General features: G+C 75.7%; 3 protein-coding genes. All 3 read left to right on the top strand.

Going from position 1 to position 22,696, the window contains the following annotated elements:
* On the top strand, positions 1 to 534 hold a 534-nt coding region (locus ACFVGO_RS03040; RefSeq protein WP_380630713.1), incomplete at its 5' end, for a phosphopantetheine-binding protein.
* 37 nt (positions 535 to 571) lie between these two features.
* Positions 572 to 12,385, top strand: coding sequence for an SDR family NAD(P)-dependent oxidoreductase (locus ACFVGO_RS03035; RefSeq protein WP_380630712.1), 11,814 nt, complete (start codon positions 572 to 574; stop codon positions 12,383 to 12,385).
* 94 nt (positions 12,386 to 12,479) lie between these two features.
* Complete coding sequence (locus ACFVGO_RS03030; RefSeq protein ID WP_380630711.1) at positions 12,480 to 22,670, top strand: type I polyketide synthase; 10,191 nt, start codon at positions 12,480 to 12,482, stop codon at positions 22,668 to 22,670.
* Positions 22,671 to 22,696 lie beyond the last annotated feature (26 nt).

Below are 22,696 nucleotides of genomic sequence, written 5' to 3'. Positions count from 1 at the left end.
GCCCTGAAGCAGCGCCTCGCCTCCCTCAACGACACCCAGCGCGGCCGGGTCCTCCTCGACCTGGTCCGCTCCCACGCCGCCCTGGTGCTCGGCCACAGCGGCCCGGCCGCGGTCGATCCCGGCCGCGGTCTGCTGGAGGTCGGCTTCGACTCGCTGACCGCGGTGGAACTGCGCAACCGGCTGCGCGCCGCCACCGGCCACCCCCTCCCGGCCACCCTGCTCTTCGACCACCCCACGCCGACCGCGATCGCCGGACACCTCGCCGCCGAACTCGTCCCCGAAGGCGGGCCCGGCCCGGTCCCCGGCCTCGCCGAACTGGACGGCCTGGAAGACGCCCTCGACGGCACCCTCGACGACCCGGCGGACCGCGAACGGCTCGCCGACCGGCTCCGGGAACTCCTGCGCCGCGTCGACCCGGCGGCCACCGCGGCCGACGGCGACGGCACGGCGGCCGACTCCATCGAGGACCGGATGGACGGCGCCAGCGACGACGAACTCTTCGACCTCATCGACAACGAACTCGGCCTGTCATGACACCGACCCGACACCCGAACCAGGACGGCGGCTCCCGATGGTGAACGACGACAAGCTGAGGGACTACCTCAAGCGCGTGACGGCGGACCTGCACCACACCCGCCGGCGCCTGACCGAGGCCGAGGAAGCGGGCCGCGAACCGATCGCGGTCGTCGCGATGAGCTGCCGCTACCCCGGCGGCGTACGGTCCCCCGAGGACCTGTGGCGCCTGGTCACCGACGGCACCGACGCCATCACCGGCTTCCCCGGCGACCGGGGCTGGGACCTGGACCACCTGGACGACCCGGAACAACTGCGCGAGGGCACCAGCCACACCGCCCTGGGCGGCTTCCTCGACGACGTCGGGCACTTCGACCCCGGATTCTTCGGGATCTCCCCGCGCGAAGCGCTCGCGATGGACCCCCAGCAGCGGCTCCTCCTGGAGACCACCTGGGAGGCGTTCGAACGGGCCGGCATCGACCCCGCGACCCTGCGGGGCAGCAGGACCGGCGTCTTCGCCGGCGTGATGTACCAGGACTACGCGGTACGGCTGCGCCAGGTCCCCGACGACGTGGCCGGCTACGTCGGCAACGGCAGCTCCGACAGCGTCGCCTCGGGCCGCGTCGCCTACACCTTCGGCCTGGAGGGCCCGGCGGTCAGCATCGACACCGCCTGCTCCTCCTCGCTGGTCGCCATCCACCTCGCCGCCCAGGCCCTGCGGGCCGGCGACTGCACCCTGGCCCTGGCCGGAGGCGCGATGGTCATGTCGACACCCGTCCCGTTCGTCGAGATGAGCCGCCAGGGCGGCCTGGCCCGGGACGGCCGCTGCAAGTCCTTCGCCGCCGCCGCCGACGGCACCGGCTGGGGCGAGGGCGTCGGCATGCTCCTCCTGGAGCGCCTCTCCGACGCCCGGCGGGGCGACCACCCGGTCCTCGCCCTGATCCGCGGCACCGCCGTCAACCAGGACGGCGCCAGCAGCAGGCTCACCGCCCCCAACGGCCCCGCCCAGCAGCGCGTCATCCGCCACGCCCTGGCCAACGCCGGACTCACCCCCGCCGATGTGGACGTGGTCGAGGCGCACGGCACCGGCACCCCGCTGGGCGACCCGATCGAGGCCCAGGCCCTGCTGGCCACCTACGGGCAGAACCGCGCCGACGGGCAGCCGCTGCTGCTCGGCTCGCTGAAGTCCAACATCGGACACACCCAGGCGGCGGCCGGCGTCGGCGGCGTCATCAAGACCGTCCTCGCCATGCGGCACGGCACCGTCCCGCCCACCCTGCACGCGCAGGACCCGTCCCCGCGGATCGACTGGACCGCGGGCGCGGTACGCCTGGTCACCGAGAACACCCCCTGGCCCGAGACCGGACGGCCCCGCCGGGCCGCGGTGTCCTCCTTCGGCGTCAGCGGCACCAACGGACACGTCGTCCTGGAACAGGCGGACGAACCCGTCCTGGAACAGACCGACGAACCCGCCGCCCCCGCCGTCCTCCCCTGGGTGCTCTCCGGACGCACCGCCGAAGCGCTGCGCGCCCAGGCCGCACGGCTCCGCGACCACCTCGACGCCCACCCCGGACCCGGCCCGGCCGAGATCGGCCACGCCCTCGCGACGACCCGCGCCGCGCACGAGCACCGGGCGGTCCTGATCGGCACCCACCCCGAGGAGTTCCGGGCCGGCCTCGACGCCCTGGCGGCCGGCCGCACCGTCCCCGGCCTGGTCCTCGGCACCGCCGGAACCGGCGGCGAAGTCGCCCTGGTGTTCCCCGGACAGGGCTCCCAATGGGCCGGCATGGCCGTCGAACTCCTCGACTCCGCCCCCGCCTTCGCCGCCCGCGTCGCGGACTGCGAACGCGCCCTGACCCCCTTCGTCGACTGGTCCCTGGAAGCCGTCCTGCGCGGCGCCCCCGGCACCCCGCCGGCCGACCGCGTCGACGTGGTGCAGCCGGCGCTGTGGGCCGTCATGGTCTCCCTGGCCGAACTGTGGCGCTCGCGCGGCATCACCCCCGGCGCCGTCGTCGGCCACTCCCAGGGCGAGATCGCCGCCGCCGTGGTGGCGGGAGCGCTGAGCCTGGAGGACGGGGCGAAGGTCGTCGCCCTGCGCAGCCGCGCCATCCGCGCCCTGTCCGGCCGCGGCGGCATGGCCTCGGTGGCGCTGCCCGCCGAACAGGTCGCCGAACACCTCGCCCCCTGGGACGGCCGGCTCTCCGTCGCCGCCGTCAACGGACCCGCCTCCACCGTGGTCTCCGGCGACACCGACGCGCTCGACGCGTTCCTCGACCGGACGACGGCCCTGGACATCCGCAGCCGGCGCGTCCCCGTCGACTACGCCTCGCACAGCGCCCACGTCGAGGACATCCGCACCGAACTGCTCGCCCGGCTCGACGGACTGACCCCCCGCCCGTCCGCCGTCCCCTTCTACTCCACCCTCACCGGCGGCCTGCTGGAGGACACCACCGCCCTGGACGCCGACTACTGGTACCGCAACCTCCGCGGGACCGTCCGCTTCGAACAGGCGACCCGCGCCCTGCTCGCCGACGGCTACCAGGTCCTCCTGGAGAGCAGCCCGCACCCCGTCCTCACCGTCGGAGTCCTGGAGACCGCCGAGGACGCCGGCGCCGACGCCACCGCCGTGGGCACCCTGCGCCGCGACGACGGCGGCCCGCGCCGGTTCACCGAGTCCCTGGCCGAACTCCACCTGCGCGGAGTCTCCCCGGACTGGGACACCGTCTTCGCCGACCGCCGCCCCGGACGGGTGGAACTGCCCACCTACGCCTTCCAGCGCGACCCGTACTGGCTGGAGGACGGCGCCGCGCCCGACGCCGACGTCACCTCCGCCGGACTGACCCCCGCGGACCATCCGCTGCTGGGCGCCGTCGTGGTCCTCGCCGACAGCGACGGCCTGCTCCTCACCGGCCGCCTGTCGGCCCGCACCCACCCGTGGCTCGCCGACCACGCCGTCGGCGGCCGGGCACTGCTCCCGGGCACCGCCTTCCTGGAACTCGCGCTCCAGGCCGGAGCCCGCGTCGGCTGCCCCCGGGTCGAGGAATTCACCCTCGAGGCCCCCCTGGTGCTGCCCGAACACGGCGGCACCGTGCTGCGCCTCACCGTGGGCGCCCCCGACTCCCTGGGCCGCCGCCCGCTCAGCCTGCACTCCCGGCCGGACGCACCCGCCGACGGCGCCCTCGACGGCGCCCTCGACGACGAGTGGACCAGGCACGCCGAGGGCGTCCTGGCCCAGGACGGCGCGGAAGGCATCGAGGCCGACGGGCCGATGCCCTGGCCGCCGCCCGGCGCCGAACCCCTCGCCCTCGACGGACTGTACGACCGCTTCGCGGCCGGCGGATTCGCCTACGGTCCCGCCTTCCAGGGCCTGCGCGCGGCCTGGCGCCGCGGCGAAGAGCTGTTCGCGGAGGCCGTCGTGCCCGCCGGGCCCGCACCCGACGCCGCCCGCTTCGGCCTGCACCCGGCCCTGCTGGACGCGGCCCTGCACGCCACCGGCGTGCCCGGCACCCCCGGCGCGGACGCCCACCCCGAGGGACGGCTGCCGTTCTCCTGGAACGGCGTGACCCTGCACGCCGCCGGTGCCGACGCGATCCGCGTCCGGCTCGCCCCGGCCGGACCCGACACGGTGACGCTCGCCGTCGCCGACGCGACCGGCGCCCCCGTGGCGACCGTGGACGCGCTGGTCCTGCGGCCCGCGGGCACCGCCGGCCTCGGCGCCGACCGCGCCGCCCACGGCCGCCGCCACCAGGACCTCTACGCGACGGAGTGGGTCACCGAACCCCCGCGCGGCAGCGGCGCACCCGTCCACCGCACCGCGGACCTGGCCGCGCTGCTGGCCGCCGTCGACGCCGGAGCCCCGGTGCCCGAGACGGTCCTGCTCGCCTGCGCGGAGCCCGTGGAGCCCGTGGAGCCCGCGGACGCGGCCGGACCGGCCGCGGCGGTCCGCGCGGCCGTCCACCAGGCCCTGGCCGACGTCCGGACCTGGCTCGCCGACGACCGCTTCGCCGGCTCGCGCCTGGTGTTCGCCACCCGGGGCGCGGTCAGCACCGGCGAGGGGGAGGACGTCCGCAACCCCGCGCACAGCGCGCTCTGGGGCCTGGTCCGCTCGGCCGGGTCCGAACACCCCGGGCGCTTCGCCCTGCTCGACCTCGACGCCGACGACGAGCACGGCACCTCCGCGGGCGTCGCCGCGGCCCTCGCCTCGGGAGAACCGCAGTCCGCGGTCCGCGGCGGCGACGTCCGCACACCCCGCCTGGTCCGAGTCCTCAGGAACGACCCGGACACCTCGGACGACGCGGCAGGGCCCCTCCCGGCCTTCGACCCGGACGGCACGGTCCTCATCACCGGCGGCACCGGCCTGCTCGGCTCCCACGTCGCCCGCCGCCTGGTCACCGGGCACGGCGTCCGGCACCTGCTGCTGCTCTCCCGCGGCGGCCCGGCCGCCGCCGGAGCCGAAGAACTGCGGGCCGAACTCGCCGCGCTGGGAGCCGAGACCGCCGTCGTCGCCTGCGACGCCGCCGACCGGACCGCCCTGGCCGCCGTACTCGCGGACCTGCCGGCCGCGCACCCGCTGACCGCCGTGGTCCACACCGCGGGCACCCTCGACGACGGCGTCGTCACCGCGCTCACCCCCGAACGGGTGGACGCCGTGCTGCGCCCCAAGGTCGACGCCGCCCTCCACCTGCACGAACTGACCCGCGACCTCGACCTCACGCACTTCGTGCTCTTCTCCTCGGCCGCGGGCACCTTCGGCGGCCCCGGACAGGCCAACTACGCCGCCGCCAACGCCTTCCTCGACGCCCTGGCCACCCGGCGCCGGGCGGCGGGGCTGGCCGGCCAGTCCCTGGCCTGGACCCTGTGGGAGCAGCCCAGCGCCCTCACCGGACACCTGGACGAGGACGACGTACGACGCCTCGCCCGGTCCGGGATGCCGCCAATCTCCACCGATCGAGGACTCGCGCTCCTCGACACCGCCCTCACCGTGGACCGGGCCGTCCTGGTCCCGATGCGCCTCGACGCCGCGGCCCTGCGGTCCGCGGCGGCGGACGGCACCCTGCCGCCGCTGCTGCGCGGCCTGGTGCGCACACCGCCGCGCCGGGCGGCCACGGCCGCGGAGGCGACGGCCGACGACAACGCCCTGCGCCTGCGCCTCGCGGCCCTCGACGGCACCGGACGGACCCGGCTGCTCGTCGAACTCGTCCGCACCCACGCGGCAGCGGTCCTCGGCCACGCCTCCCCGGACACCCTCGACCCCGGACGGGCCTTCCGCGAACTGGGATTCGACTCACTGGCCTCGGTGAACCTGCGCAACCGCCTGAACGCCGCCACCGGCCTGCGGCTCCCCGCCAGCCTGGTGTTCGACCACCCCACCCCGGCGGCGCTCGCGGACTTCCTGCGCGCCGGACTCACGGACCCGGAAACGGCCACGGCCGTCCGGCCCGCCGCACCCGCGGGGCCGGCCGACCGGAACCGGGACGCGGACGACGACCGGATCGCGATCGTCGCCGCGGCCTGCCGCCTCCCCGGCGGTGTCCGCTCACCCGAGGACCTGTGGCGGATGCTGGCCGAGGGCCGCGACGGCGTCTCCGGGTTCCCCACCGACCGCGGCTGGGACGTCGAAGCCCTCTACGACCCCGATCCCGACCGCATCGGCACCTCCGTCACCCGCGACGGCGGCTTCCTGTACGACGCCGCCGAGTTCGACGCGGAGTTCTTCGGCATCTCGCCGCGCGAGGCCCTGGCCATGGACCCGCAGCAGCGGCTGCTCCTGGAGACCACCTGGGAACTCTTCGAACGCGCGGCCATCGACCCGGCCGCCCTGCGCGGCGCCCCGGTCGGCACGTACGTCGGCCTGATGCAGCAGGACTACGCCGCCCGGCTGCTGCCCTACATCCCCGAGGACGTCGAAGGATTCCTCGGCACCGGCAACTCGGGAAGCATCGTCTCCGGACGCCTGGCCTACTTCTTCGGCCTGGAAGGCCCCGCGGTCACCGTCGACACGGCGTGCTCGTCCTCGTTGGTGGCCCTGCACCTCGCGGTACGGGCGTTGCGATCCGGCGAGTGCTCGCTGGCGCTGGCCGGCGGCGTCAACGTGATGTGCAGCCCCGAACTGTTCGTCGAGTTCAGCCGTCAGGGCGGACTCGCCCCGGACGGCCGCTGCAAGTCCTTCGCCGCGGCGGCCGACGGGACCGCCTTCGGCGAGGGCGTCGGCATGCTGCTGGTGGAGCGGCTGTCGGACGCGCGGCGCAACGGGCATCCGGTGCTGGCGGTGATCCGTGGTTCGGCGGTGAATCAGGACGGTGCGAGCAACGGTCTGACGGCGCCGAACGGCCCGTCGCAGCAGCGGGTGATCCGTGCGGCGCTCGCGGATGCGGGGTTGTCGGCGTCCGCAGTGGATGTGGTGGAGGCGCACGGTACGGGGACGCGGCTGGGCGACCCGATCGAGGCGCAGGCCCTGCTGGCGACGTACGGGCAGGACCGTCCGGCGGACCGTCCGGTGTGGATCGGCTCGCTGAAGTCGAACATCGGACACGCCTCGGCTGCCGCCGGTGTGGCGGGGGTCATCAAGTCGGTGCTCGCCTTGCGGCACGGCGTGATGCCCAAGACGCTGCACGTGGACGGCCCCACGCCCGAGGTGGACTGGTCGGCGGGCGCCGGCCGACTGCTGACGGAGGCCCGTGCGTGGGACGACACGGGCCGCCTGCGGCGGGCCGGCGTGTCCTCCTTCGGCGTCAGCGGCACCAACGCCCACGTCATCCTCGAACAGGCCCCGGACGACCCGACAGCTTCCGCGGACACGCTCGTCGACCAGCCCGGGACACCGGAGACGGCACCCGCGGTCGTCCCCCTGCTCCTCTCGGCGCGCACTCCGGAGGCGCTGCGCGCCCAGGCCGCCGCGCTGTCGGCCCGGATCGGCGACGGTTCGGGCGTCCGCGCCACGGACGTGGCCTTCTCTCTGGCCACGGGCCGCAGCGCGCTGGCACACCGCGCGCTGCTGGTGGGCACGGAGGAGAACCTCGCCGAGCACCTGACCGCGCTGTCGCAGGGTGCCGCGGTGTCCGGCGGAGGGTTGGTTTCCGGTCGTTCGGTGCTGGTGTTCCCGGGTCAGGGTTCGCAGTGGGTGGGGATGGCCGCGGAGCTGTTGGCCGAATCGGCTGTGTTCGCGGGGCGGATGGCGGAGTGCGAGCGGGCGCTGGCGCCTTATGTGGATTGGTCGTTGGCGGAGGTGCTGGGTTCGGAGGCGCTGTTGGCGCGGGTCGATGTGGTGCAGCCGGTGCTGTGGTCGGTGATGGTGTCGCTGGCGGAGGTGTGGCGCTCGTTCGGGGTCGTTCCGGACGCGGTGGTGGGCCACTCGCAGGGCGAGATCGCCGCGGCCGTGGTGGCGGGTGGTCTGAGCCTGGAGGACGGGGCGCGGGTGGTGGCGTTGCGTTCCCGTGCGGTGGGGGCGTTGGCGGGCCGTGGCGGGATGGCGTCGGTGCCGCTGCCGGTGGAGGCGGTGCGGGAGCGGATCGCGGGCCGGTTGTCGGTGGCGGCGGTGAACGGTCCGTCGTCGACGGTGGTGTCGGGTGACGCGGACGCGGTGGCGGCACTGGTCGAGGCCTTGGTCGGGGAGGGTGTGCGGGCGCGGTTGATCGAGGTCGACTACGCGTCGCACTCCGCGCACGTCGAGGAGGTCCGCGAGCGCCTGCTGTCCGACCTGGACGGCATCGCACCCCTGTCCGGCACGGTGCCGTTCCTTTCGACGGTGACGGGCGGCTGGCTGGACACGAAGTCCCTGGACGCCGAGTACTGGTACCGCAACCTCCGGGAGACCGTCGAGTTCGAGCAGGCCACGGCGGCGCTGCTGGGGGAGGGTTTCCGGTTCTTCGTCGAGTCCAGTCCGCACGCGGTGTTGTCGGTTGCGGTGGGGGAGTCGGTGGAGGCCGCGGGTGTGGATGCCGCGGTGCTGGGGACGCTGCGTCGCGGGGAGGGTGGCCCGGCTCAGGTGCTGCGTGCGGTGGGCCGTGCGTGGGAGTGCGGGCTGGGAGTGGACTTCTCGGGTGCGTTCCCGGGCGCGCGGCGGGTGGACCTGCCGACGTACGCCTTCCAGCGCAGCCGCTACTGGCTCGACGTCCCGACCACGAGCTGGGACGTCGCCTCGGCGGGTCTCGCCACGACCGGGCACCCGCTGCTCGGTGCGGTGACGCAGGTCGCGGACTCCGACGAACTGCTGCTCAGCGGCCGGATCTCGCTGCGTACCCACCCCTGGCTCGCCGATCACGCGGTGTCGGGCGTCGTCCTCCTCCCCGGTACGGCCTTCCTCGAACTCGCGCTGCGCGCCGGGGCCGAGGCGGACTGCCCGGTGGTCGAGGAACTCACCCTCGGATCGGCCCTCGTGCTCCCGGAGGAGGGAGCCGTCCACCTGCAGCTCCGGGTCGCCGCGCCCGACGGCGACGGTCGGCGGAGGCTCGGCGTGTTCGCCCGCACGACCCGGGACGCCGACGCGCCCTGGACGGAGCACGCCACCGGCACCCTGGTGCCCCGGCCCGCCGGGGACCCGGCCGGAGCCGCGGCCGGTCTGCTGAGCTGGCCGCCGTCCGGTGCCGAACCCGTGGACACCGGCGACCTCTACGAGCGCTTCGCCGAGGCCGGCTACCACTACGGCCCCGCCTTCCGCGGCATCCGTGCCGCGTGGCTCCGCGACGGCGAGGTGTTCGCCGAGGTGGTGCTGCCGGAGTCGCAGCACGCCGACGCCGCCGGGTGCGTGCTGCACCCCGCGCTGCTGGACGCGGCCCTCCAGACCGCCGCACTGCTGCCCGACCAGGACGGCGGGGCCCGGCTGCCCTTCAGCTGGAACGGTGTGACCGGCGGGATCACCGGGGCCACCACGCTGCGGGTGCGGCTCGCCGCCGGCGCGCCGGACTCCGTGACCCTGCACGCCCACGACCTGTCGGGACGGCAGGTGCTCGGCGTGGAGGGCCTGCTGCTGCGGCCCCCGGCCGCGGGCGGGCCGCTCTCCGCGAACGCCCACGCCGACCTGCTGTACCGTCTCGACTGGACCCCGGCCGCCGACCCGGCCGACAGTGCCGTGCCCACCTGGGCCGCCCTCGGCGGTGCCGTCCCCGGCGCGGCGACGTTGCCGGACCTCGACGCCCTGGGAGCCGCGCTCGAAGCGGGCGCCGCCCTCCCCGAGGTGATCGTGGCGGCCGTCGCCACCGCCGACCTGCCCGACCCCGCCGACCGGGTCCGCGGCACCGCGCACCGGGGCCTGGCCCTGGTACAGCAGTGGCTGGCCGACGAGCGGTTCGCCGAGGCCAGGCTGGCCCTGCTCACCAGGGACGCGGTCCGCACCGGACCGCTCGACCGTCCCGTCGATCCCGCCCAGGCCGCCCTGTGGGGCCTGGTGCGCAGCGCGCGGGCCGAGCACCCCGGGCGCTTCGTCCTCATCGACGCGGCCGGGACGGGCGAGCGGGCGGACGCCCTGCCTGCGGCGCTCGCCACCGGGGAACCCGAGCTGGCGTTGCGGACCGGCCTGCCGCTGCTGCCGCGGCTGGTCCGCGGCGGACGGCCGGACGGCACGCTGTCCCTGCCGGACGGCGCGGCCTGGCGGCTCACCACCGACGGCCGGGGCTCCGTGGAGGACATCGTGGCGGGGCCCGCGCCCGCGGCCCTCGCCCCGCTGGGCAAGGGCGAGGTGCGGATCGCGGTGCGCGCCGCCGGGCTGAACTTCCACGACGTCATCGCCGCGCTCGGCCTGGACCCCGACCCCGAACAGCAGGGCCTGGGCAGCGAGGGCGCCGGAACCGTCATCGAGGTCGGCCCGGGTGTGGACGACCTGGTGCCCGGGGACCGGGTGATGGGGATCTTCGGGGGCGCGTTCGGCCCGACCGCCGTCGCCGACCGCCGCACCGTCGCCCGGATACCGGCGGGCTGGTCCTTCGCCCGCGCCGCATCGGTGCCGGTGGTGTTCCTCACCGCCTACTACGGTCTGTTCGATCTCGGCGGACTGCGGCGCGGGGAATCGGTGCTGGTCCACGCCGCGGCCGGCGGTGTCGGCATGGCGGCGGTACAGCTCGCCCGGCACGCCGGTGCGCGGGTGTTCGCGACCGCCTCCCCCGCCAAGTGGGACGTCCTGGAGGCCGGCGGACTGGACACCGAGCACATCGCCTCGACCCGTTCCACCGACTTCGCCGAGAAGTTCCTGACGGCCACCGGCGGGCGGGGCGTCGACGTCGTACTCGACAGCCTGGCGCGGGAGTTCGTCGACGCCGGTCTGCGACTGCTGCCGAACGGCGGCCGCTTCGTGGAGATGGGCAAGACCGACGTCCGCGACCCCGGGACGGTCGCCCGGCAGCACCCCGGGGTGCGCTACCGGGCGTTCGACCTGATGGAGGCCGGTCCGGAGCGGATCGGTGAGATGCTCGCCGACGTCCTGGCCCTGTTCGAGCAGGGGGTGCTGCGTCCCCTGCCCGTCACCGGCTGGGACGTCCGGCAGGCCCCGGCCGCCCTGCGCTCGCTCAGCCAGGCCCGGGGCGTCGGCAAGAACGTCCTGCTGCTGCCCGCTGCGCCGGACCCCGAAGGGACCGTCCTGGTCACCGGGGCCACCGGCACCCTGGGACGGCTCCTGGCCCGGCACCTGGTCGTCGCGCACGGCACCCGGCACCTGCTGCTGGCGGGCCGCCGGGGCGGATCCGCCGACGGGATGCCGGAGCTGGTGCGGGAACTGACCGGACTCGGGGCGTCGGTGACCGTCGCCGCCTGCGACGTCGCCGACCACGCCGCGCTCACCGCCCTGCTCGGGTCGGTGCCCGCCGCGCACCCGCTGACCGCCGTCGTCCACGCGGCCGGTGTCCTGGACGACGCCACGATCGCCGGGCTGACGCCGGACCGGCTCGACCGCGTCCTGCGGCCCAAGGCGGACGCGGCGCTGGCCCTGCACGAACTCACCCGGGACCTCGACCTCGCTGCGCTGGTCCTGTTCTCCTCGGGCGCCGCCCAGTTCGGCGCGGCCGGGCAGGCGAACTACGCCGCCGCCAACGCGGTCCTCGACGCCCTCGCCGCCGAACGCCGGGCCGAGGGGCTGCCCGGCCTGTCCATCGGCTGGGGCCTGTGGGAGGAGCGCAGCGGGATGACCGCCGCGGTCACCGCGGGCCGGGGCGCCGGGGCGGGCGCGCTGACCTCGGCGGAGGGCCTCGCCCTGTTCGACGCGGCGCTGGACTCCCCGTACGCCTACCGGCTCGCGGCCAGGATCGCCCCGTCGGTGCTGCGGGCGGACGACCGGCTGCCCGCCGTGCTCCGCGGCCTGGCCCGCCCCGCCCGTACTGCCGCCGCCTCCGCCGCGGCACCGGCCCGCTCGATGGCGCAGCAGCTCGCCGAGCTGCCCGAGGCCGAGCTGCACCGGACCCTGCTCGACCTGGTGCGCGGCAACGCGGCGGCGGTGCTCGGCCACAGTTCGCCGAACCTGATCCGCCCGGCCCGCCCGTTCAAGGAGGTCGGCTTCGACTCCCTCACCGGGGTCGAACTGCGCAACCGGCTGGTGTCCTCGACCGGGCTGCGGCTGCCGGCCGCGCTGGTCTTCGACCACCCCACCCCGGAGGCACTGGCACGCCACCTCGCCGAGCGGGTCACCGCCGCCCGCCCGACCGGCGACGCGGCGGTCCGGGCCGGGCTCGACACCCTGGAGACCCTGCTCGACGCCCTGCCGCCGGACGGCGTCAGCGACGAACTCGCCGCCCGGATACGGGAAGTGCTGTCCCGCCCGCTGTCCGGCGGGACAACGGCCACCACCGCCCGCCCCACGGGCGACGTGGACGACCTGGCCCCCGACCTGATCGAGGCGGCCAGCGACGACGAGATGTTCGACTACATCGACCGGCAGCTGGGATCCGCATGACCAGGGCACCGTTCCGCGCACCCTGCGCACCCTGCGCGTCCCGCGCAGTCCGAGACGAGACCCGAGCAGCCCGAGACGAAAGCAGCGGTGTCCAGTGAGCGACCAGAGGATGCGCGACTACCTCAACCGGGTGACCATCGACCTTCGGGACACCCGGCAGCGGCTCCGGGAGGCCGAGGCCCGCACGAGCGAGCCGATCGCGATCGTGGCGATGAGCTGCCGCTTCCCCGGCGGTGTCCGCACCCCCGAGGACCTGTGGGAACTGCTCGCCGAAGGCCGCGACACCGTCGCGCCCGTCCCCGGCGACCGGGGCTGGGAGACCGTTTGGCCGTCCGGCGGCACCGTCCCCGGGCGGGGGGCGTTCCTGGACGGCGCGGCGGACTTCGACCCGGCGTTCTTCGGCATCTCGCCCCGCGAGGCGGTCGCGATGGACCCGCAGCAGCGGCTGCTGCTGATGGCGTCCTGGGAGGCCGTCGAGCAGGCCGGCATCGACCCGCTCACCCTGCGGGGCAGCCGCACCGGGGTGTTCGCCGCAGCCATCGACCAGGGGTACGCGACGCTGGGCTCCGGCGCCGCCGAAGCCGTCCAGGGGTTCCTGATGACGGGGAACTCGATGAGCGTGATGTCCGGGCGGGTGTCCTACGCGCTCGGCCTCGAAGGCCCCGCCGTCACCGTGGACACCGCCTGTTCGGCCTCGCTGGTGGCGCTGCACCTCGCGGCGCGCGCCCTGCGGGCCGGGGAGTGCTCGCTCGCGCTCGCCGGCGGGGTCAGCGTGATGGCGCTGCCGGCGGTGTTCGTCGAGTTCAGTCGGCAGGGCGCGATGTCCGCCGACGGCCGCTGCAAGCCGTTCGCGGCGGCCGCGGACGGCACCGGCTGGGGCGAGGGCGTGGGGATGCTGCTGCTGGAGCGGCTGTCTGACGCGCGCCGCAACGGCCGTACGGTGCTGGCCGTGCTGCGCGGTTCGGCGATCAACCAGGACGGCGCCAGCAACGGCCTGACCGCCCCCAACGGCCCCTCCCAGCAGCGGGTGATCCGGGCGGCGCTCGCGGACGCGGGGCTGACGGCGTCCGACGTGGACGCGGTGGAGGCGCACGGCACCGGTACCACCCTCGGCGACCCGATCGAGGCCGACGCGCTGCTGGCCACCTACGGCCAGGACCGGCCCGCCGACCGCCCGCTGTGGCTGGGGTCGCTGAAGTCCAACATCGGGCACACCCAGGCCGCCGCCGGGGTCGCCGGGGTCATCAAGACGGTGCTCGCACTGCGGCACGGCGTCCTGCCCCGCACCCTGCACGTGGACGCGCCCACCCCGCACGCCGACTGGTCCTCGGGCGCCGTCGAACTCCTCACCGAGGCCCGCGACTGGCCCGCCGTCGACCGGCCGCGCCGGGCCGGGGTGTCCTCGTTCGGCATGAGCGGCACCAATGCGCACGTCGTCCTCGAACAGGCGCCGGAGCCGGAACCGGCAGACGGACCGGAAGCCGTGACCGACGGCCCGGACACCGCAGCCGGGGCGGGCGCGCCCGGGGCCGTGCTGCCCTGGGTGCTGTCCGGCCGCACCGCGTCCGCGCTCGGGGACCAGGCGGCCCGGCTGCGCGCCCGGCTCGCCACGGACGCGCCCGCACGGCCGGCCGACATCGGGTTCTCGCTGGCGACCACCCGGTCCGCCTTCGAACACCGGGCCGTGGTGATCGGCGACGGGTACCCCGCACTGCTGGACGGCCTCGCCGCCCTGTCCGGGCCGGGCACGGACCTCTCCACCGCCCCGGCCACGCCCGCCGACGTCGTCGCGGGCACCGGCCGGGTCGTCGAGGGCCGGACGGCCCTGGTGTTCCCCGGCCAGGGCTCCCAGTGGGCCGGCATGGCGCAGGACCTGCTCGCCACCAGCCCCGCCTTCCGGGACCGCCTCGCCGCCTGCGACGCCGCCCTCTCCGCCCATGTCGACTGGCGGCTCCCCGCCGTCCTGGAGGGCGCGCCCGGGGCACCCTCCCTGGAACGGGTGGACGTGGTGCAGCCGGTGCTGTGGGCGGTGATGGTGTCACTGGCCGCGCACTGGGAGTCCTGGGGCGTCCGGCCCGACGCCGTGGTCGGGCACAGCCAGGGCGAGATCGCCGCCGCCGTGGTGGCGGGAGCGCTGAGCCTGGAGGACGGGGCGAAGGTCGTCGCCCTGCGCAGCCGGGCCATCCGGGCGCTGGCCGGACTCGGCGGCATGGTCGCGGTGTCCCTGCCCGAGGACCGGGTCCGCGCCGAGATCGCCCCCTGGGCCGAGAAGCTGTCGGTGGCCGCCGTCAACGGACCCGCCGCCGTGGTGGTCTCGGGCGAGACCCGGGCCCTGGCCGAACTGCTCGCCCACTGCGCCGCACAGGGCGTACGGGCCCGGTCCGTACCCGTGGACTACGCCTCGCACTCGGCCCAGGTCGAAGGGATCAGGTCCGAGGTGCTGGCCGCGCTGGCCGGCGTACGCCCGCTCCCGGCCCGGATCCCGCTGTTCTCCACCGTCACCGGCGACCGGCTCGACACCACGGTCATGGACGCCGACTACTGGTACCGCAACCTCCGCGGGACCGTCCGCTTCGAGGCCGCCGTCCGCTCCCTGATCGAACAGGGCCACGAGGTCTTCGTCGAGGTGTCGCCGCACCCGGTGCTGACCATGGCCCTCCAGGACACCGCCGAGGCCACCGGCGCCGAGGAGCCGCCCGTGGTCGTCGGCACCCTGCGCCGCGACGACGGCGGAGCGCGCCGGGCCCTGCGCTCGGCCGCCGAACTGTGGGTGGCCGGCGCGGCCGTCGACTGGTCCGCGGTGTACGCCGGCACCGGCGCCCGCCCGACCGCCCTGCCCGGATACCCCTTCCAGCTGCGGCGCTACTGGCTGGAGCCGGAGGCGGCGCCCGGCACCGGACCGGCCGCCGCCGACCCGCACGACACGGCCTTCTGGCACATGGTCGACCACGACGCCCCGGCCGAGATCGCCGCCCACCTCGCCGTCGACGAGGACGCCCTCGCCCCCGTCCTGCCCGCCCTGCGAGGCTGGCGCAAACAGCGGCGCGACGAGAGCGTCATCGACTCCTGGCGCTACCGCATCGGCTGGCAGCCCCTGCCCGACCCGCCGGCCGCCACCCCCGCCGCCGGCACCTGGCTCGTCGTCCTGCCCGCCGGACACGACGACGACGCACGGGTACGCGGCCCGCTGCTCGCCCTCACCGAAGCGGGCGCCACCGTCGTCACGGCCGAACCCACCGCCGACGCCGTCCGCCGCACGGACCTCGCGGACACGCTCGCCACCGCCCTCGGCGACCGCGTCCCGACGGGCGTGCTGTCGCTGCTGGCCGCCGACGACCGGCCCCACCCCGACCACCCGGCCCTGCCCACCGGGACGGCACTCACCGTCGCCCTGGTGCAGGCCCTGGGCGACCTCGCCCTCACCGCACCCCTGTGGTGCGCCACCGCAGGGGCCGTGTCCACGGGCCCGGACGACCCGGTCACCCACCCCCGCCAGGCACTGGTCTGGGGCACCGGACTGGTCGCCGCGCTGGAACTGTCCGCCCGCTGGGGCGGACTCATCGACCTGCCGCCGGACCTCGACGCCCGTGCCAGGACCCGCCTCGCCGCCGTCCTGACGGCCCCCGGCACCGGCCCGGACGGCCTCGGCCGCGAGGACCAGCTCGCCCTGCGCCCCACCGGCCTGCTGGCCCGCCGCCTCCGGCGCGCCCCCCGGAACGACGGCCGTACGACGCACTGGAAGCCCCGCGGCACCGTCCTGCTGACCGGCGGCACCGGAGCCGTCGGCCCGCACCTCGTCCGCTGGCTGGCCCGCAGCGGCGCCACCCACCTCGTCCTGCCCGGCCGCCGCGGCCCCCAGGCACCCGGCGCGGCCGAACTCGCCGCGGAACTGGCCGCCCTCGGCGTACGACTGACCCTGCCCGTCTGCGACCTGGCGGACCGTCGGGCCGTGGCGGAACTGCTCACCGGCCTGGACACGGCGGGCGACCCGGTCACCGCGGTCGTCCACGCGGCCGCGTTCGTCGCGCTCGCCCCCCTGGACGGCACACCGATGTCCGCGTTCGAACAGATCGTCGCCGCCAAGGCCGCCGGCGCCGAACACCTCGACGCCCTGCTCGACCGCGAACTCGACGCCTTCGTCCTGTTCTCCTCGATCGCCGGAGTCTGGGGCAGCGGCGACCACGGCGCCTACGCCGCCGCCAACGCCTACCTCGACGCCCTGGCCCAGCACCGCCGGGCCCGCGGCCTCACCGCCACCACCGTCGACTGGGGCATCTGGCAGGCCGAGAACCCCTTTCAGGACCGCATCGCCGGAGCGGACGCCGACCTGTTCAAACTGGAGCAGCACGGCCTGCCCCGGATCGCCCCCGACCTCGCGGTCCACGCCCTGCAACAGGCACTCGACGACGACGAGACCGTACTCGCCGTCGCCGACGTCGACTGGGAGCGGTTCGCCGCCGTCTTCACCTCCACCCGCCGCAGCCCGCTGCTCACCGGCATCCCCGAAGCCCGCCGCGCCCTGGAAGCCGCGACCGGCGACACGGAGGCACCCGCCGCCGCACTGCTGCGCCAACGGCTCGCCGCCCTCGCCGAATCCGAACAGCACCGCCTGCTGCTCGACCTGGTCCGCACCCACGCGGCAGCCGTCCTCGGCCATCCCTCGGTGGACGCGATCCGGCCCGGCACGGCGTTCCAGGACATGGGCTTCGCCTCCCTCACCGCGGTCGAACTCCGCAACCGGCTCAACACCGCCACCGGACTGCGGCTGCCGTCCACGCTGATCTTCGACCACCCGTCGTCCACCGCGCTCGCCCGGGAGATCCGCGCCGAACTGCTCGGCCGGCAGGCCACCGACCCGGACCCGGCCGCCCCGGACACCGCCGCGCACCCGCCCGCGCCCGACGACGAGCCGATCGCGATCGTGTCCATGGCCTGCCGCTTCCCCGGTGGCATCGGCACCCCCGAAGACCTGTGGCGCCTGCTCGCCGACGGCGGCGACGCCGTCTCGGACTTCCCCACCGACCGCGGCTGGGACGTCGAAGCCCTCTACGACCCCGACCCCGACCGCCCCGGCACCTCGACCACCCGGCGGGGCGGCTTCCTGCACGACGCCGCCGACTTCGACGCGGAGTTCTTCGGCATCTCGCCGCGCGAGGCCCTGGCCATGGACCCCCAGCAGCGGCTGCTCCTGGAAACCACCTGGGAGGCGATCGAACGCGCCGCCATCGACCCGGCCGCCCTGCGCGGCAGCCGCACCGGAGTGTTCACCGGCGTCAACTACGCCGACTACGCGGCCGTCGTCGCCCAGTCGGAGGAAGGAGAGGGCCACCTGCTCACCGGCAGCGCACCCAGCGTCGTATCCGGCCGGGTCGCCTACACCCTGGGCCTCGAAGGCCCCGCCGTGACCATCGACACGGCCTGCTCCTCCTCACTCGTCGCCATGCACTACGCCGGCCGGGCCCTGCGCGGCGGCGACTGCTCCCTCGCCCTGGTCGGCGGTGTCGCCCTGATGGCGACCCCCGGCGCCCTGATCAGCTTCTCCCGGCAACGGGGACTCGCCGAGGACGGCCGCTGCAAGGCCTTCTCGGACGACGCGGACGGCATGGGCATGGGCGAAGGCGTCGGCGTCCTGCTGCTGGAGCGGCTGTCGGACGCCCGCCGCAACGGACACCCGGTACTGGCGGTGGTACGCGGCTCCGCCGTCAACCAGGACGGCGCCAGCAACGGACTCTCCGCCCCCAACGGTCCGTCGCAGCAGCGGGTGATCCGGGCGGCGCTCGCGGACGCGGGCCTGACGACGTCCGAGGTGGACGTGGTGGAGGCGCACGGCACCGGCACCACCCTCGGCGACCCGATCGAGGCGCAGGCCCTGCTGGCCACCTACGGCCAGGACCGGCCCGCCGGACGGCCCCTGCTGGTCGGCTCCCTCAAGTCCAACCTCGGCCACGCCCAGGCGGCATCGGGTGTGGCGGGGGTCATCAAGACGGTGCTGTCCATGCAGCACGGGCAGGTGCCCCGCACCCTGCACGTCAGCAGGCCCTCCGGCCACGTCGACTGGACGCGCGGAGCGCTGGCCCTCGCGACCGAGCAGCAGCCCTGGCCGTCCCACGGCCGCCCCTTCCGGGCCGGAGTGTCCTCCTTCGGCCTGAGCGGCACCAACGTCCACACCATCCTCGAACACACCCCCCTGGAGGACGACGGCCCGCCGGCCGAGCGCACCCCCCTGCCGGCGGTGCCCTGGCTGCTGTCGGCGAAGAGCCCGCAGGCACTGCGCCTCCAGGCCGACCGGCTGCGCCGCCACCTGGACGGCAACCCCGGGGCCGACCCGCGCGACATCGGATCCGCCCTGCACACGCGCACCGCCTTCGAGTACCGGAAGGCACTGGTCGGGGACCGGGACCAACTCCACACCCTGCTGGGCCGGATGGCCGACGACGACTCGGGAGCGTGGGACGGCGGTCGCCCGGTCGACGGTCGTTCGGTGCTGGTGTTCCCGGGTCAGGGTTCGCAGTGGGTGGGGATGGCCGCGGAGCTGTTGGCCGAATCGGCTGTGTTCGCGGGGCGGATGGCGGAGTGCGAGCGGGCTCTGGCGCCTTACGTGGATTGGTCGTTGGCGGAGGTGCTGGGTTCGGAGGCGCTGTTGGCGCGGGTCGATGTGGTGCAGCCGGTGCTGTGGGCGGTGATGGTGTCGCTGGCGGAGGTGTGGCGCGCGTTCGGGGTGGTTCCGGACGCGGTGGTGGGCCACTCGCAGGGCGAGATCGCCGCGGCCGTGGTGGCGGGTGGTCTGAGTATCGACGACGGGGCGCGGGTGGTGGCGTTGCGTTCCCGTGCGGTGGGTGCGTTGGCGGGCCGTGGCGGGATGGCGTCGGTGCCGCTGCCGGTGGAGGCGGTGCGGGAGCGGATCGCGGGCCGGTTGTCGGTGGCGGCGGTGAACGGTCCGTCGTCGACGGTGGTGTCGGGTGACGCGGACGCGGTGGCGGCGCTGGTCGATGCGCTGGTGGGGGAGGGGGTGCGGGCGCGTCTGATCGAGGTCGACTACGCGTCGCACTCCGCGCATGTGGAGGAGGTCCGTGAGCGCCTGCTCGCCGACCTGGACGGGATCGTTCCGGTCTCGGGTTCGGTGCCGTTCTTCTCGACGGTGACGGGTGGTTGGTTGGACACGGAGGTCCTGGACGCCGAGTACTGGTACCGGAATCTGCGGGAGACGGTGGAGTTCGGGCAGGCCACGGCGGCGTTGCTGGGGGAGGGTTTCCGGTTCTTCGTCGAGGCCAGCCCGCATGCGGTGCTGGGTGTGGCGGTGGGGGAGTCGGTGGAGGCCGCGGGTGTGGAGGCCGCGGTGCTGGGGACGCTGCGCCGGGGGGAGGGCGGCCCGGCTCAGGTGCTGCGTGCGGTGGGTCGTGCGTGGGAGTGCGGGCTGGGAGTGGACTTCTCGGGTGCGTTCCCGGGGGCGCGGCGGGTGGACCTGCCGACCTACGCCTTCCAGCGCAGCCGCTACTGGCCCGAGCCGGCACCCACCGCGGCGGCCGATGTGGGCGCGGCCGGGCTCGATCCGGCCGACCACCCCGTCCTCGGAGCGGCCATCGAACTGGCCGACACGGGTGAACTGCTGCTCACGGGCCGGATCTCGCTGCGTACCCACCCCTGGCTCGCCGACCATGCGGTGGCCGGTACGGTCCTGCTGCCCGGCGCGGCCTTCGCGGAACTCGCGGTACGCGCCGCGGACGAGGCCGGCTGCCACACGGTGGAGGAACTGACGCTCCAGTCACCGCTGTTGATACCCGCCGACACCGCCGTCCGCCTGCAGGTTCGGGTCGGCGCCACGGACGCGCACGGCAGCCGCTCCCTGGACCTGTTCTCCTGCCGCGAGGACGCGGCGACCCCGCACTGGACCGCGCACGCGACCGGCACGCTCACCGCCGACGCCACGACCCGCGAGCCGTCGTCCTCGGCCGTACCGGACGACGCCGGCTCCTGGCCCCCGCCCGGCGCCGTCCCGATCCCCGTCGACGACCTGTACGAGCGGTTCCGTTCCTCCGGTTACGGCTACGGACCCGCCTTCCGCGGGCTCACCGCTGCCTGGCGCCGGGGCGACGAGATCTTCACCGAGGTACGTCTGCCCGAGGACCAGCACCGGTCCGCCTCCGCCTTCGGCGTGCACCCCGCCCTCCTGGACGCCGCCCTCCAGGGGCTGTTCCTGCGGGCCCGGCCGGACAGCGAATCGGGCGCGGACCGGCCGTCCGCCGGACTGCCGTTCTCCTGGAGCGGAGTCGGGCTGCACGCCTCCGGAGCCACCGCGCTCAGGGTACGGCTCGGCTTCCGGCCGGACGGATCGGTGTCGATCGACGCGACCGACCCGAACGGCCTCCCGGTCGCGTCGGTCGAGGCGCTCGCCGTCCGCCCGATCGACCTCGACACCCTCCGCCCGGGCGGCGGCCCGGAATCCCTCTACCGGGTGCAGTGGTCGGCGGTGCCCGCCACCGCACCCGCCGACCCCCTCGGACGCTGGGCTGTCCTCGGCGGCCGGGAACTCTTCCCGGACAGCCATCCGGACCTGGCCGCGCTCGGTGCCGCGCTGGACGGGGGAGCGCCGTCGCCCGCCGCCGTGCTGGCCTGGTGCGACCACACCCCGGACCTTTCGTCCCCGCCCGACGCCGGATCCGTGCACACCGCACTGGACGACGCCCTGCGGCTCGTCCAGGACTGGCTGGCCGACCCGCGGTGGGACGACGGCACCCGGCTCGTGCTCGTCACCCGGGGTGCGGTCTCCACGGCAGCCGGCGAGGAGGTCACCGACCTCACCGGCGCCGCGGTCCGCGGCCTCGTCCGCTCCGCCCAGTCCGAGCACCCGGACCGCTTCCTGCTGATCGACACCGACGACCCGGCCGCCGTGGCCGGCCTGCTGCCCCGGGCACTGGCCGGAACGGAACCCCAACTGGCGATACGCGGCGGAGAGCTCCTCGCCGCCCGCCTCACCAGGGCCACCGTCGCCACGGACCCGGACCGGAACCCGGACCCGGACACACCATCCGGTATCGCCGCGGCCGGGGGAACCGTCCTCGTCACCGGGGCCGGCGGCGCGCTCGGCGGCCTGGTGGCAGAGCACCTCGTGACCGCGCACGGCGTACGGAACCTGCTGCTCGTCGGCAGGCGCGGCACGGACGCCCCGGGCCTGGCCGACCTCGCAGCCGAACTGCGCGGCCTCGGCGCCCGGGTGGACGTGGAGGCCTGTGACGTCGCCGACCGGGACGCGCTCGCCGCGCTGCTCGCCGGCATCCCCGCCGACCGCCCGCTGAGCGCGGTCGTCCACGCGGCCGGCGTCCTGGACGACGGGACGATCGAGTCGCTGACCCCCGGGCGGATGCGCCACGTCCTGCGGCCCAAGGTCGACGCGGCCCTCAACCTGCACAACCTCACCCGTGACCTGCCGCTGTCGGCCTTCGTCCTGTTCTCCTCCGCGTCCGCCACGGTCGGCAACGCCGGGCAGGGCAACTACGCGGCCGCCAACGCCTTCCTCGACGCGCTCGCCCAGCACCGCCGTGCCCTGAAACTGCCCGCCCAGTCGCTCGCCTGGGGCCTGTGGGCGCGCCGCAGCACCATGACCGGCACGCTCACCGCCGCCGACCTGCGGCGGATGTCCCGGGGAGGCACCGCGGCCATCGGCAGCGAAGAGGGCCTGGCCCTGTTCGACGCGGCGCTCACCCTGGACGAACCGCTGCTCGTCCCGGTCAAGATCGACCTCGGCCGGCTCCGGACGGCAGCCCGGACCGGACCCGTCCCGGCCCTGCTCGCCGCCCTGGTCCCCGGTACCGCACGCCGCCCCGCCTCCGGGGCGGACGCCGCCGAAGCGGACTCGCTGCGCCGCCGGCTGACCGGCCTCACCCCGGAGGAACGCGTCGCCACCCTGCTCGACCTGGTACGGAGCCGGGTCGCCGACATCCTCGGCCACGGCGGACCCGAGGCCGTCGACCCGGACCAGGCGTTCAAGGACCTCGGCTTCGACTCGCTCACCGCGGTCGAACTCCGCAACCGGCTCGGCGCCGCCACCGGCCGCCGGCTGCCCGCCACCCTGGTCTTCGACCACCCCACCCCGGCCGCCGTCGCCGCCCACCTCACCGGGCGCCTGGTACCCGACGGGCCGGGCGACCCCGCCCGCACCGGGAGGGCCGCCGGGGCGCACCTCGCCGACCGGCCGGAGACACCGGACACGCCGGCTCCCGCCGCCGACATCAACGCCATGGCCGTCGACGAACTCGTCCGGATGGCCCTGGGCGGCGAACGTGACTGACCGACAGCCGCAGAAGGAGAAGCCCA

This window comes from Kitasatospora sp. NPDC057738 (genome assembly GCF_042798815.1).
Taxonomy (GTDB): Bacteria; Actinomycetota; Actinomycetes; order Streptomycetales; family Streptomycetaceae; genus Kitasatospora; species Kitasatospora lactacystinica.
The sequence above is the reverse complement of the archived record's forward strand: the minus strand, read 5'-3'. Positions and strand labels throughout refer to the sequence as shown.

Coding starts and splice junctions, on each gene's coding strand:
- ACFVGO_RS03035 (WP_380630712.1), top strand. CDS start 572: ATGGTGAACGACGACAAGCTGAGGGACTACCTCAAGCGCGTGACGGCG.